The sequence below is a fragment of the Mesorhizobium sp. M7A.F.Ca.ET.027.02.1.1 genome, assembly GCF_004022985.1.
In the GTDB taxonomy this organism is placed as follows: Bacteria; Pseudomonadota; Alphaproteobacteria; order Rhizobiales; family Rhizobiaceae; genus Mesorhizobium.
This window is the reverse complement of the sequence record NZ_RZOL01000143.1, coordinates 1-14,220: the sequence shown is the minus strand read 5'-3', so window position 1 is coordinate 14,220 and position 14,220 is coordinate 1. Positions and strand designations below refer to the sequence as shown.

Below are 14,220 nucleotides of genomic sequence, written 5' to 3'. Positions count from 1 at the left end.
GTCTCATACATTAGATATTGCTTAATTTATAATGGGCAGATGGCAACTTCCGTGCCAGCTCCCGATTTCGGTATCCTGCGAGGGATCATCGCGCGGGGTTGTAAAAAAACGGTGTTGAAGCCGATGGTTGTTTCATTCTCGGTCAACCCTTCTGTGCGTAGCTGTATCGAAACGAAGCAATGCCTGGGGCGTACGGCCGGCGGTCGGGCGTATCGAACCGATAGTCGGACATATCAACCGATAGTCGGACGTATCGAACCAGGCATGATTCTTGCGGACGGGCTTCTGCCACAATCGCCCAGCGCGATGGTTGTAGCACCCGGCGGGATATAAAGATGCGGATTGCCTGCGTTCATCAGGGTTATGAACTCTATGGTTCTGACCGCAGCTTTGCGGAGAGCGTTGCCGCGCTGCGCGCCGCGTTTCCGTCGGCCGACATCGAGGTGGTTTTGCCGCGCAGCGGGCCGATCGTGCAGATCCTGGAAGCGCATGCCAGCCGTATCGTCTTTGAACCGCTCTGGGTGCTGAGGCGCCAGGCGATTGCGCGGCTGGCGACGGTCGAGATGGCGCGATTGCCGGTTGCCGTGTTCAGGGCGTGGCGGCGCCTCAGGCATTGCGACCTCGTCTATGTCAACACCTCGATCGTGGCCGACTATGCGCTGGCCGCGCGCTTGCTGCCTCACAAAGCCGTCCTGCATATCCACGAGATCCCCGAAGGCGCCATGCGCAGGATACTCGTCGGCCTGATGCGCTGGAGCCACGCGGATCTGATCTTCAACTCGCGCGCGACGCGCGCCGCTTTCGGCGATCCCAAGACCGCGCGCACGCATGTCGTCTACAACGGCGTTGCCGGGCCGGCGGCGGTCGAACCGACGACCTATGACGGCAAGCGCCCGTTGCGCGTGCTGCTGCTCGGCCGCATCAACCGGATCAAGGGGCAAGAGGTCCTGCTGGAGGCGATCGCCGCGATGCCGGCAGAACTCCAGTCGAGGATCGAGGTGCGGCTGGTCGGCGGCGCCTTCGAAAGCACCGAGCGTGAGCGCGCTTTGGCCGAACTGGTCGAGACGATGGGCCTCACCGGGCGCGTCAATGTCTTGCCCTTCGTGCCGGACCCTTCGGAGCACTACCGCTGGGCCGACATCGTCACCGTGCCGTCGCGGCGTCCGGAATCGCTGGGGCGCGTCGCCATCGAGGCGATGGCCTATGGCCGGCCGCCGCTTGTGTCGGCGATTGGCGGGCTGGTGGAAGTGGTCAGCGACGGCGAGACCGGCTGGCATGTTCCGCCCGGCGACGCAGCAGCCCTTGCCGCGAAATTGCAGGAGATCATCCTCGCCCCTCAGGCCTGGCGCGGGTTTGTCGCTGCCGGGCGCGCGCGCTACGAGGCAATCTTCAGCGAGCCGGTCGCGGCCGCGGCGATCACCGCGATCGCCGCCGACAAGCTGAAGACGACCATCGCGCGGCCGGGCAGGGTGCCTGCTGCCCGCGAAGCGGAGACGCGGCCGTGAAGTTAGCGTTTCCGAGCCATCTGGTTCGACGCCTCGTGCTGATGATCGGCGGCGAGGCGATGCAGAGCGGCTTTCATTTTGCCCTCAACATCATGCTGTTGCACATGCTGTCGGCGCAGGGCTACGGCCTCTTCGCCATCGGCATGGTGATGGGCGGTGTCGGCCTGTCCTATATCAGGTCACTCACCGCCGTTCCCGCCAGCATCTGGATGAGCAAGAGCACCAACAGCGCCGGCGTCGATACCTATGACGTGGCGTTCGGAACGGCGGCGCTGATCGTGGCGTTGCTGATGGCCGTCGGCACGGCAGTCCTGATGCATGTCCTTGGCGATCCAAGCGGAATTGCCGCCGGCTGCTTCGTCGGTGCCTGGTCGTTGCGCAGCCATATGCGCACGGCTTTCTTCGCACGGCGCCAGCAGGTTGTCGTCTCCATCAGCGATGGCGCGTTTACAGTCGCCGGCTGTGTCCTGACCGGGCTGTCGATCTGGTTGGTCCAAGACCCGCTGCAGACCGTGTTCTATGCACTAGCCGCGGCAAATGTATTCGGCATTTTCGTCCTGGTCCGGCTGGCGCGGCGCTCGCTTCGCATCAGCTTCCGCATGCCGACGCGGCGACGCTATGTCAGACTGTGGCCCCAGCTGCGCTGGTCGGCATTCAGCGCGACCACCACCAACATCCAGGGTCAATGTCTGGCGCTGCTGGTCGCCGGCATTGCCGGTCCTGCCGCCTACGCACCGCTGGCGGCGGTTCTGGTGCTGTTTGCCCCGCTGCGCATCATCAGCCTTGCTTTCGTCAACATGACGCAGCCGGATCTCGCCAGGCTGATGCGGAACAATGAAACAGGCCGTGTCTGGACGCAGGCCAAGATCTGGGCGCTCGTCATGGGGTTTGGCGGCCTTGCATATGGATGCGCCATCATGTTCGTCCTGCCGATGATAAAATCCCAGGCTCTCCAGGACGCTTCGACCTGGTTCATCGGACTTTTCGTGATCGCGAATTTTGTCCCGATCATGCTCTATATCATGCCCCGTATCGTGCTTGAGATACTCGGCGATTTTCGGATCGTCGCGTTCACCACGACGGGCGGCGCGGTCGTCGGGCTGGCACTGATCGCGGCCCTGCTGGCAATCGCGTCTCCGCCGTGGGCGTTGTTGGGTTCCGCCGTCTCGGAGATGTTCGTGCTCGTGGCATCATGGTATTTCGCGCATCACCGCATGTGGAATATCGAGCATCCCGACGAGGCGCGCGACAGCCGGTTGGGCGCGTGGCGGCGCACGCTGTCGTTCGCCACGGCAAAGCGATAGGAAAAAATATGGCAGTCCAGGCGGTGCAAATTGCTGCGGCGACCGGCTCGCCCGATGGCCAGTCCTCCCATCCGGCCACCGTCGTCGCCAACGATGCATACACGGCGCGGCTCCACACCAGCCTGGAAGCGGTGAGGCCGCTCTGGCTGCGCCTCCAGGCGGACGGTGTGTGCACCGCCCACCAGAATTATGCCTGGGCCGAGGGGATCGTAGCGCGGCTGATGCCGGAAGGTGCCGAACTGCTCATCGTGGAGGTAAACGACGCCGTGACGGGCGTGCCGCGAATGCTGGTGCCGTTGATACGGCGACCGGCTTTCCGCCATCGGGTGATCGAGTGGCTGAGCTGTGGCGTTTGCGACTATTCGGCACCGTTGCTGGCCGATGCGAGCCCGTGGACGACGCAGTCGGCGCAGGCCGCGTGGGCCGCGGTGCGTTCCGTGCTGCCGCCGGCGGACCGTATCCAGATCAGGGGAATTCCGCAATCGATCAGCGGTGTCGCCAATCCGCTGGCCTTGTTGGCGGCCACGCGCGATTCCCTGCATACCAGCTTCGGCCTCACCATCGACGGCGATCCGGAGACCGTCCTCAAGCGACTATGCCGGCCATCCTTCGTCAAGGCTTTCAACAAGGACTGGCGTCGCCTCGAACGGCTTGGCGGCGTGGAACTGGTCGAAGCCAACACGCCGGCCCTGGTGGAGGTCATCTTCGCCGGCCTGGTCCGGATGCGGCTCAGCCGCTTTCGCGAACTGGGCCGCTTCGACCTGCTGACGCAGGCGGCGGTTGTCGATTTCTATCGAAACGCTGCTCTCGAGGGCCTGTCGGATGGGTCGGTGCGGCTCTTCGGGTTGCGTGTGGGTGAAGCTCTTATCGCGGTCCAATACCTGCTGATCCATCAAGTCACCGTTCATGCTCTGCTGATCTCAATCGATCAGGGCGCGGTGCCCAATGTCTCGCCGGGACTTCTGATCATGGGCAAGTTGATGAGCTGGGCGCGCGGGCGCGATTTCAATTATTTCGACCTGTCGGTAGGCAACCAGAGTTATAAGGAACATATGGGTGCCTTGGGTTCGGGTCTGCGCGAGCTTTGCCACGGGATTACGGTGCGAGGCAGCGCCGTGAGCGCAGCCATCGAGATCCGCAACCGGGCCGAGGTGTTCGTGCGCTCCAAACCTCGGCTGCTGAAAAGGCTCCAGGGACTGATGCGGGGTTTGCGGCGCCTGCGCGGGGGATCAGAATGACGGGAGAAGCATGTGGCAAGCTACGCGGCGGGAACGACTCCGATAAAGGATTTGCCCGGTGGGCCGGTTTCCCCTGCTGTCGCCAACGTTGATGCAACCGCGCACTTCACGGCTCGGCTGCACACCAGCTTCGACACCGTAAGGCTGCTATGGCTGCTCCTTGAAGCTCACGGCGTCTGCACTGCCCACCAGCATTATGCCTGGGTCGAAGGAATCGCCGCACGGCTGATGCCCAAAGAAGCGGATCTGGTCCTCGTCGAGGTGAGTGACGCCGTGACCGGCGCGCCGGCCATGCTGCTGCCGCTGATGCGGCGGCGGGCTCTCGGCCACCACGTGATCGAATGGCTGAGCTGTCGCGTGTGCGACTACTCAGTGCCGCTGCTGGCGGATGGGAGAGCGTGGACCAGGCAGAGTGCCGACGCCATGTGGGCGGCGGTCCGTGCCGTGCTGCCACCGGCGGATCGCATCCATATCGCGGGAATTCCGCAGCAGGTCCACGGCGTGGCCAATCCGCTGGCATTGCTTTCGGTGGCGCGGGACTCCATCCAGGTCAGCTCCGGCCTCGTCCTGCATGGTGATCCGGAGACGCTCATCAAGCGGATCTGCAAGCCGTCCTTCGCCAAGGCCTTCCGCAAGCATTGTCGCGGCTTCGAACAGCTTGGTGGCCTCGCTCTGATCGAGGCCGACACGCCTGATCTGGCCGAGGAGCTCCTGGATGCGCTGTTGGAACTGCGGCTCAAGCGTTTCCGTGAGCTCGGGCGTTTCGACCTCCTGACTGAGGCGCCGGTCGTCGATTTCTACCGCGCCGCGGCGCTGCGAGGCCTGTCCAATGGATCGGTGCGGCTCTTCGGACTACGCGTCGGTGAAGCCTGGCTCGCCTCCATCTATGTGCTGGTCAGAAAAGGCACACTTCACGCCCTCCTGCTCGGCATCGACCAGAATGCGGTCGCCAATGTCTCACCCGGCCTGACGACGATGGGCAAGCTGATGATGTGGGGATGCGAGCGGGGCTTCGACTATTTCGACCTGTCGGTCGGCGGCCAGGGCTACAAGCAACATATCGGTGCCTCGAGCTCGGTACTGGCCGAGATCTGCGAACCGGTGACGGTGCGGGGCAGGGCTGCGAACGCAGCCATTTTGCTGCGCAGCCGGGTCGAAGGCATGACGCGGTCGCGTCCCCGGCTGCTCAAGGCCGTCCAGGGCCTGACGCGCCGCTTGCGGCGATTGAAGGACTGAGGACGAGCGTTTGCCGGTCCTGCGATGCAGAGCACCAAGGCCGGCAGGCAAGCTTGTTGACAGGGTCGGTTAACTCTATATCTGAAAGCGCGGCTTGACGTTCAGAAATGAGTGTCACGGGCGGATTTTTTTAAGTTGGCGTTTTCGGCAGATCATCTCGATGAATGCAAGTTTAGGAGATGGGATTCGTTCCATCCTCATTATCCAAACGAAGTACATTGGAGATGTCGTTCTGACATCTGCTTTGGTTCGCAATCTACGTCTTTCTTATCCACAAGCATCGGTGACCATGCTTTGTGCGCCGGGTCTCAAGGAGTTCATCGTCGCGCAAGGGATCGCCGACGTTGCCGTTGGCTTTGAATCCCGTGGCAGAGGAAGGACTCTGCGCAAGCGTTTGAGCGACTATCGTGGCGTCATCTCTGATCTGCGGCGTCGAAGATTTGATCTTAGCATCGACCTTACCGATTCAAAAACCTCGCGGATCATGCATCGTTTGATCGGCGCTCCACTTCGCGTCGGCTTCGATCCTTCCGAGCATCCGATGAAGTTCTGGGAAATCCAGCTTGCAAACGTTCTCGCCGCGACCTTCGGACATGGCGGACCGCATTATCTCTACAGGAACCTGTCTCCTCTCCGCGCCCTTGGGCTGGATTGTGAGGATCCAACACCTCGGCTGCAGCCGACCAGTACTGCCCAGGAAGAGTGTGCCAGGCTTCTTGCGGAAAACGCTTTGGCGAAGAAGTCGTACGTGGCAGTGCATGCCGGCGCGAGGTTCGAAGGACGTTGTTGGCCGCCGCAACATTTTGCTGCGGTCATCGACGAAGTATACGCCAAAACCGGGCTGCGATCCCTCCTTGTTGGCGGGCCGGATGAAGGGCTTGCCGCGCAAAGGATCCTTGAAGTGGCAGCATCGCCGGTCGCAAGTGTCGTCGGAAAAGCCTCGCTTGAGGTCCTGACGGCATTGTTGGCCGAAGCGTCGATCTTTCTTGGCAATGAGAGCGGCCCGATGCACATCGCGGCCTCTGTCGGAACTCCAGCGGTGGGGCTGTACGGTCTGACGTCGCCAGAGCAATGGGGCCCGTTCGGTGTTCCCAACCGGACGCTCCAGCCGCCCATGCCTTGCCCATGCATCGCTCCAGGTGTGTGTAAAGAAAGCAACGCCGGTGGGGTCTATTGCGTCCAGCGGCTCCAGGTTGCCGATGTTGCGGCGGTGACACTCGATCTCATCGGCACGGAAGTTCAAAAATCTGCTCATTCGGGCATGCCGGCCGCGTAGCAGGGCGACAGCGACGGGCGATTGTTTGGCGGCGCGCTTCACGTCTTGATTCAGGCCAAGGCTCAAACATCTTCAAAAGATTGGCAAATTTGACCGGGCCGCATCCTGCGCTGTCCGCGAAATTGACAGGACGGCGCGTCTCCGCCATCCTTGACCCCAGTCGTCAGGCTGCCGGCAGCGGCCGCGTTGTGTGTCTGGGGCGACCGAGGGCAGTGTCATGTTCAGTCCCGTCACAGGTCAGAATTCCAAGCGCGCCGCGGTGCGCAAGGCGCTCGATCGTCACAAGGTCTACATCACCGCGCAGCGTTTTTCGGCAGGCAGCTACCAGGCCCGGGTGCTGGTCGACGGCGAGGCCTATTGGGTCGACGAATTCCGGCTGAGCCAGCTGCAGCAGGGACTGTCGCCGGCGGAGCTCGAGTTGACGCCGGCTGCTGACGATTGAGCGCGACTGGCTTGTTCCTGGCCTCCGTGCTTCGACCTTTGCCATGACCACCCCGCCAAAGCTCAGAGCCTATCGCGCCAAACGCGAATTCTCCAAGACGCCGGAACCGGTTGGCGGGCTCGTCAGCAGCGACGGCAACCGCTTCGTCGTCCACAAGCACCACGCCACCGCAGACCATTATGATCTGCGCCTGCAGGTCGGCGATGTCTTGAAAAGCTGGGCGGTGCCGCGCGGCCCTTCGCTCAATCCCGCCGACAAAAGGCTGGCGGTCGAGACCGAGGATCATCCGCTCGAATATATCGACTTCGAGGGTGTCATTCCCGAGGGCGAATATGGCGGCGGCCCGATGATCGTCTGGGATACCGGCAGCTGGGCGCCGATGGACGATGTCGAAAAGAGTTTGCGCACCGGCGCCTTCAAGTTCCGGCTGGCCGGCGACAAGCTCAATGGCGGCTGGATGCTGACCCGGCTGAAGCCGAAACCCGGGGAAGACGAAAACAAGAAGAACTGGCTGCTGTTCAAGGAGCGCGACCTCGCCGCCGACACCGCGCTTGACATCCTCACGGCCCGGCCGGAAAGCGTCAAATCCGGATTGCGCATCGAGGAGCTGGCGGCGCCGGCGAAGCCAGCCGCCAAACCCGCGCCCAGACAGGGATCGCTGAAGCCCGGCACGCTGCCGGGTGCGTTCAAGGCCCCCATGCTTGCCCGTATCGAGCCGCAACTGGCGACGCAGGTGCCAAAACCACCGGATGGCGAGGACACCCAACAGGTCTGGCTGCACGAAATCAAATTCGACGGCTACCGCACCATGGCGCATCTTACTGAGGGCGCGGTCAAGCTGATCACCCGTGGCGGCATCGACTGGACGAAGCGCTATGGCGACCTGCCGCATGCGTTCGCCAAACTGCCGTGCCGCGACGCCATCGTCGACGGCGAGATCGTGGTGCTCGATGCCAAGGGCATCAGCCGCTTCGCGCTGCTGCAGGATGCGCTGGCGCAGGGCGCCGGCAGCAAGCTCCATTTCTACGCCTTCGATCTTCTCCATCTCGACGGCTGGGACCTGACCAAGGCGCCGCTGGTCCGGCGCAAGGCGCTGCTGGCGCAGATGCTGTCGGGCCTCGGCGCCAATTCCGCCATCCAGTTCTCCGACCATGTCGAGGGCTCGGGGCAGGGGCTCTACGACCAGGCGGCGGAACTGGGGCTGGAGGGTGTCGTCTCCAAGCGCGCCACGGCCATCTATCAGAGCGGCCGAAGCAAAAGCTGGACCAAGACCAAGGCGTTGCTGTCGGACGACTTCGTCATCGCAGGCTTCACCATCTCCGATGCGGCCGAAGGGCTGGCGGCGCTCGGCATGGCAGAGTTCGAGGGTGGTGAATTGCATTATCGCGGCAAGGTCGGCACTGGTTTCGATGCCGCCACCGCCGGTGAGTTGCTCGCCAGGCTGGAGCCGCTGCGGGAAGGCGCCACCGCGCCCGAGGGCGTCCCGCGCGAAATCATGCGCGAGATGAACTGGGTGCGGCCGCTGCTGTCGGCGCGCATCCATTACGCCAACCGCACATCGGACAACGCACTGCGCCACGGCGTCTTCCGCGGTTTGAGGGATGTCGGCCTGTCGACGCCGGTCTCGTCCAAACGCAAGCGGCTGATCGCCGAGGCCGACCTTGCCACCATCTGGGTGACCAACCCGACGCGCCGGCTGTTCGGCAAGACCGGCCCGACCAAGCTCGACATCGCCGTCTATTATGCGCTGGTCGGCGATTTCATGCTGCCGCACATCCTCGGCCGGCCAGTGTCGCTGGTGCGCTGCCCGACCGGCCTGCCGAAGGATTGCTTCTTCCAGCGCCACGCCTTCACCGGCATGCCGCCCTCGGTGGTGACATTCGAGGCGACAAATTCCGAGGGCGAGACCAAATCCTATCTCTCGGTCGAAGGCGCGAAAGGATATCTGGCGCTGGCGCAGTTCGGCGTCGTCGAGTTCCATACCTGGGGCACCCACCGCACCGGCCTCGACAGACCCGACCAGATCGTCCTCGACCTCGATCCGGGCGAGGGGATTTCATGGCGCGAGGTGGTCGAGGCCGCCGTGCACATCAAGGGCGAATTGGAGCGCCTGGGGCTGGTGCCGTTCGCCAAGACCTCCGGCGGCAGCGGCATCCACATCACCGTGCCGGTGACGGGCAAGCAGAACTGGAAGAAACTGCACCAGGCGACCAGCGCCATCGCCACGCATCTGGCGACAACGGCGCCGGACACCTTCACCACCACCATGGGCAAGGACAACCGCAAGAAGCGCATCTTCATCGATTATCATCGCAATGCGCGCGGCCACACCTCCGCAGCCCCTTACTCCTTGCGCGCCCGCACCAATCTGCCGGCCTCGACGCCGGTGAGCTGGAGCGATCTGGAATCCATCGATGCGCCGCAGGATCTGAACTATTCCTCCCTGCCGGGGCTGCTGGCGACGTCGGGTGATCCGTGGGCGGAGATCGACGAGTTCGCGCGGGATTTGCCAGTGTTCGAGGGAACGAGGAAGTAGTCGCGAGATGAGGGCGCAGTCCCGCCAGCGTCTCAATTCCAAGTCCATCGACGCTTCCGACAATTTGAATTATTCTCTCCGCCACGACCTCAAAGACGTACCGGAAGATTTCGTCAGGGATTTGCCTGTATCGTGTGGGGTCGGTGTAGGATTTCCTCAGCGCCAATCGTCCTTCGGACGAAAAGCGCTGCAGCAAATGTCAGTGCATGGCCGCGTAGGAGTGTTTCATGGCGCCCAGGGCAAGTTGGAAAGGTTACCTCAAACTCAGCCTCGTGAGCTGTCCGGTGCGGCTATATCCCGCCACCAGCGCCAGCGAGCGCATCAGCTTCAACCAGTTGCACAAGAAGACCCATAACCGCATCAACATGAAACCGGTCGACCCCGAATTGGGGCTCGTCGAGCGTGCTGATCTGGTCAAGGGCTACGAATACGAGGACAAGCAGTACATCATCATCGATGATGCCGACCTCGATGCGGTGCGCATCGAATCCAATCACACGATGAACATCGAGGCCTTCGTCGACGAGGACGAGGTCGACGTCATCTATCAGGATGCGCCCTACTACATGGCGCCCGACGGTGCGATGGCGGAAGAGACCTTTGCCGTGCTGCGCGAAGCGATGCGCAAATCCGGCAAGCTGGCGATCGCCCGCCTGGTGCTGTCCAGCCGCGAGCGCGTGGTGACGATCGGCGCGCGCGATAACGGTATGTTCGTGTGCACCTTGAGGAACCCGAACGAAGTACGCGGCACGGCTGAATATTTCGGCAACATCCCGGCTGGCAAGCCCGACCCCGAAATGCTGCAGCTCGCCGAGGCGCTGATCAAGCAGAAGGAAACCACCTTCGATCCGAAGAATTATGAGGACCGCTACGAGGCGGCACTCATGACGATGATCCGCGAGAAGCTGAAAGGCCACAAGCCGATCATCGCGGCGGCACCCGAGCGCGGCAATGTCATCAACCTGATGGATGCGCTGAAGGCCAGCCTGTCGCAATCGAAGCCGCCGGCCAAATCGAAAAGCAAGGCCGACGAGGTTGCCAAGCCCGCCGCGAAGAAGGCGGCAGCGGGTGGTGCTGCTGAAAATCCGTTGAAGGCCAATCTGCTGAAGGCGGTCGGCAAGAGCAAGAAATGACGGCACCGACCGGCGCTGTTTTCGGCACGATAGGCGCGCTGGCGGCTTTTCCGCTCAGGCTGGCTGCGCGGGAAGTGGAACGCCAGCACGGCCAGCTGCGGCGCGGTATCACCAGGCGCACCACGCATGTCGTCTGCGGCCGGACACTTCTCGCCAGGGCAGGCCTCGTCAAAAACGGCGATGCCGGGATCGAGCGCAGTGTCGCCGCCGAGCGCGCGGCCGGTCGAACGCTGATCAGCGAGAACGGATTCCTGCGCCTTCTCGGACTGATGAAGACACCGGAGGCGTCTTCGCTGTCGCGGCAATCGCTGATCGATCAGTCGCGGCTATCAGGCTCCGACCTCGATTTTTTGTCGCTGTTCGATGCGTTCGAGCATGACACAGAACCTTATTCCTTCCGCGACCTGATCCTGGCGCGCAAATATGCCGGGCTCATCGCCGGCGGCGCGACATGGGCGGCGATCGCGCGCTCCGTCCACCGCTCCGGCCCGGTGGCGTCGCTGACCGCCAAGTCGCTCAATGTCGGCTCGCAGCATGGGCGCGCCGATGCCATCTATCTCGAAGGCGGCCAGAGCGAACTCGATGGGCAGTTGCTGTTCGATCTCGGAACAGCCGGGGCAGAGGGTGACGACACGCTGGAGGAGCTGTTCGCCGAGGCGGAAGCGGCGGAGGAGCAGGGCGACCATGATGGGGCCGCCGCGCTCTACCAGCGTTGCCTGGCCATCGATCCGAGCGATGCGATTGCCGCCTTCAACCGCGCCAACTGCCTGCGCGCCGGCGGCCACGCGGTGGACGCCGCTCATGACTATATCAATGCGATAAAACTCGACCCGGCCTTCGTCGAGGCGTGGTTCAACCTGGCCGGACTGATGAGCGAGCAAGGTCGCGAAGCCTCGGCGCGAAGGCACCTGCAGAAGGCGATCGCGCTCGACAAGACCTATGCCGATCCGGTGTTCAACCTTGCGAGGTTGGAGTTCGACGCGGGCAATCTGCTAGAGGCGCGGCGGCTGTGGGTGCGCTATCTCGAACTCGACGCGGATTCGGAATGGGCGCGGGTTGCAGCCAAGGGAGTGCAGTTCGTGGATCTGCAGCTGGCGCGGACGGCGGGGTGAGCATGATTGGCAAAGGCCGCGATGACAGCCAATCTCCCCCCTTGCGGGGGAGATGTCCGGCAGGACAGAGGGGGGCGCTGTCCCGCCAACAGATCGGCCAATTTTGGCGCGTGTTCCCGCACGCAAGCATGACCGAAGGCTGGCATTCCTTCACGCCCCCCTCTGCCCTGCCAGGCATCTCCCCCACGAGGGGGGAGATCAGCAGCGTCGCCGTCGCGCCGGACATCACAGCATGACCCACTTCCTCTTCGACGGTCCCGACACCGCGCCCACCACCATCCTGCTCGCCCATGGTGCGGGCGCGTCGATGGATTCGCCTTCGATGACCGCCACCGCCAAGGCGCTGGCCGCGGCCGGCTTACAGGTCGCGCGCTTTGAATTCCACTACATGGCTGCCCGCCGCTACGGCCACCGCAAACCGCCGCCGCGGGCCGAGACGGTCAACCCGGAATATATCAAGGCGACAGCCGACCTCAGGGCAAAGGGCGTGACGGGACCGCTGATCATCGGCGGCAAGTCGATGGGCGGGCGCGTCGCCTCCATGGTCGCCGACGAGATGTTTGCCAAGGGCGAGATTTCAGGGCTGGTCTGCCTCGGCTATCCCTTCCATCCGCCGGCCAAGCCCGAGCAATTGCGCACCAAACACCTTGCCGATCTGAAGACGCCGACGCTGATCTTCCAAGGTACCCGCGACGAGTTCGGCACCAGGGACGAGGTTGCGACTTATGACCTTTCCGATCGCATTGAGGTCATCTGGCTGGAGGACGGCGACCACGATCTCAAGCCTCGCAAGAGCATCTCGGGATTTTCGGCGGCCGACCATCTGAAGATGCTGGCCGAGACGGTCAAGGCGTGGTCGGGTCGGATCGCTTCCTGAAGCGATGAAGATCGCCTCCTTCAACATCAACAACATCAACAGCCGGCTTGAAAACCTGCTGGGATGGCTGGCTGTGGCAAAGCCCGATGTCGCCTGCCTGCAGGAGCTGAAGGCGCGCGACATGCAGTTTCCACGCTCGGCATTGGCGGCGGCCGGCTATGGCGCGGTGTGGAAGGGCGAGCCGACGTGGAACGGTGTTGCCATCCTGGCACGGGGCGCCGAGCCAGTGCTGACCCGCGATGCCTTGCCCGGCGATGATGCCGACAGGCAGAGCCGTTATATCGAGGCGGCGGTGAACGGCATCATCGTCGCTTGTCTCTATGCGCCGAACGGCAATCCTCAGCCCGGTCCGAAATTCGCCTACAAGCTCGCCTGGCACGCGCGGCTGGAGGTGCATGCCGAACAGTTGCTCGACACCGGCCTGCCGGTGGTGCTGGCCGGCGACTACAACATCGTGCCCGAGCCGCGCGATATCTACGCCACCCGCTCCTATGACGACAACGCGCTGGTGCAGCCGGAAAGCCGGGCGTCGTTCCAGCGCCTGCTCGACCAGGGTTGGCTTGATGCCCTGCGCAAGAAGCATCCGAAGGAAACGCTTTACACATTCTGGGACTATCGCCGCAACCGCTGGCCGCGCGATGCCGGCCTCCGGCTCGATCACATCCTGCTGTCGAAGAAACTGGCACGCCGCCTGACCGCCGCCGGCATCGACCGCGACGTGCGCGGCGAGGACGGCGCCAGCGACCATGCGCCGGTGTGGGTGGAATTGAAGTAGGCGACTGCTTTCATTGCGTCGCGCTTGAACGGGTCCCTGCAACGCGCTTAAAGTCTTTTGTCTCGATGCATGTTGCTGTCCCAATCCGGGTTCGCTTTTGGCCGACATGCAATAACCTGTCGGCAAAGTACTCCAACGCAGCCGGATCGCCCGTGAACGCAACCCCCCACGAGATTTGTGAATCGAGGCTCCATGCCTGACTTGGGCGCCGTCGAGATACTGGCCGCCGCCATTGTCGTGCTTGCGGCTGCTGTCATGTCCTGGCTGCTGTGGCGGAAGCGCAGCCGCCGCAAGGGACGGCGGCAGACCAATCCGGCTGCCGACTATGCCGTCCGTACCGAATGGAACGCCGGCGGGGGTATGCTCAATTACTCATCCTTCGTCTATTTCGATGTCGATCGCGACGGCAAATACGGCGCCGGAGACCGGCCGATGGCCGGGATCATGGTGCGGCTGTATGACGAGGCGGGCAAGCTCGCCGCATCCGCGCGCACCAACAATGCCGGCTTTGCCAATTTTCCCATGTCGGTGAAAAGCAGAAAGGCCGTGATCCGCAAGCCGGGCAACTGGCGCTTTGTGGTTTCGGTACCGCCCGGCTGGCAGGCGAAAAGCGAAAATGACATTCAGTCCCGACACTTCATGCCGCTGCCGGGTTCGCCGGCCGGGATGGTATCGCAGGAGATGCTGCTGCCGGTCGGTCTGGCACCGCCGCGCCGCGTCAGCGGGCGCGTTGCCGGCGATGGACCAGCGACCCTCTCCATGTCGGGGAACGGGCACGTCCTGGAG

Annotated in this window: 12 protein-coding genes; all 12 read left to right on the top strand. The window is 63.3% G+C overall.

Annotated features, from left to right (window positions below; all coding sequences use genetic code 11):
• The first annotated feature begins 335 nt into the window (after positions 1 to 335).
• The gene (locus tag EN749_RS17155; protein WP_128363585.1) at positions 336 to 1,505 is read left to right on the top strand and encodes a glycosyltransferase; all 1,170 of its coding nucleotides are present in this window, start codon (positions 336 to 338) and stop codon (positions 1,503 to 1,505) included.
• Positions 1,502 to 2,809, top strand: coding sequence for a hypothetical protein (locus EN749_RS17150; protein ID WP_127397079.1), 1,308 nt, complete (start codon positions 1,502 to 1,504; stop codon positions 2,807 to 2,809). Before EN749_RS17155 ends, EN749_RS17150 begins: the two co-directional genes overlap by 4 nt.
• Positions 2,810 to 2,817: 8 nt before the next feature.
• On the top strand, positions 2,818 to 4,047 hold the full coding sequence (locus EN749_RS17145; protein ID WP_128289404.1) for a GNAT family N-acetyltransferase: 1,230 nt from the start codon (positions 2,818 to 2,820) through the stop codon (positions 4,045 to 4,047).
• Positions 4,048 to 4,059: 12 nt separating this feature from the next.
• On the top strand, positions 4,060 to 5,283 hold the full coding sequence (locus EN749_RS17140; protein WP_127809765.1) for a GNAT family N-acetyltransferase: 1,224 nt from the start codon (positions 4,060 to 4,062) through the stop codon (positions 5,281 to 5,283).
• 94 nt (positions 5,284 to 5,377) lie between these two features.
• On the top strand, positions 5,378 to 6,559 hold the full coding sequence (locus tag EN749_RS17135) for a glycosyltransferase family 9 protein (protein ID WP_348629355.1): 1,182 nt from the start codon (positions 5,378 to 5,380) through the stop codon (positions 6,557 to 6,559).
• A gap of 217 nt (positions 6,560 to 6,776) precedes the next feature.
• Positions 6,777 to 7,001: a hypothetical protein gene (locus EN749_RS17130; protein WP_127317999.1), complete on the top strand. Its 225-nt coding sequence runs from the start codon at positions 6,777 to 6,779 to the stop codon at positions 6,999 to 7,001.
• Positions 7,002 to 7,044: 43 nt separating this feature from the next.
• Complete coding sequence (gene ligD / locus EN749_RS17125) at positions 7,045 to 9,537, top strand: DNA ligase D (RefSeq protein WP_128363584.1); 2,493 nt, start codon at positions 7,045 to 7,047, stop codon at positions 9,535 to 9,537.
• Positions 9,538 to 9,764: 227 nt separating this feature from the next.
• On the top strand, positions 9,765 to 10,670 hold the full coding sequence (locus EN749_RS17120) for a Ku protein (protein WP_128363583.1): 906 nt from the start codon (positions 9,765 to 9,767) through the stop codon (positions 10,668 to 10,670).
• On the top strand, positions 10,667 to 11,782 hold the full coding sequence (locus EN749_RS17115; RefSeq protein ID WP_128363582.1) for a tetratricopeptide repeat protein: 1,116 nt from the start codon (positions 10,667 to 10,669) through the stop codon (positions 11,780 to 11,782). The genes EN749_RS17120 and EN749_RS17115 overlap by 4 nt, the downstream gene beginning before the upstream one ends.
• A 232-nt stretch (positions 11,783 to 12,014) precedes the next feature.
• The gene (locus EN749_RS17110) at positions 12,015 to 12,659 is read left to right on the top strand and encodes an alpha/beta fold hydrolase (protein WP_127269167.1); all 645 of its coding nucleotides are present in this window, start codon (positions 12,015 to 12,017) and stop codon (positions 12,657 to 12,659) included.
• Between the two features lie 4 nt (positions 12,660 to 12,663).
• Positions 12,664 to 13,434, top strand: coding sequence for an exodeoxyribonuclease III (locus tag EN749_RS17105; protein ID WP_127269168.1), 771 nt, complete (start codon positions 12,664 to 12,666; stop codon positions 13,432 to 13,434).
• Between the two features lie 192 nt (positions 13,435 to 13,626).
• Positions 13,627 to 14,220, top strand: a 594-nt coding sequence (locus EN749_RS17100; RefSeq protein WP_281061917.1) for an SdrD B-like domain-containing protein, incomplete at its 3' end; no start/stop codon positions are given.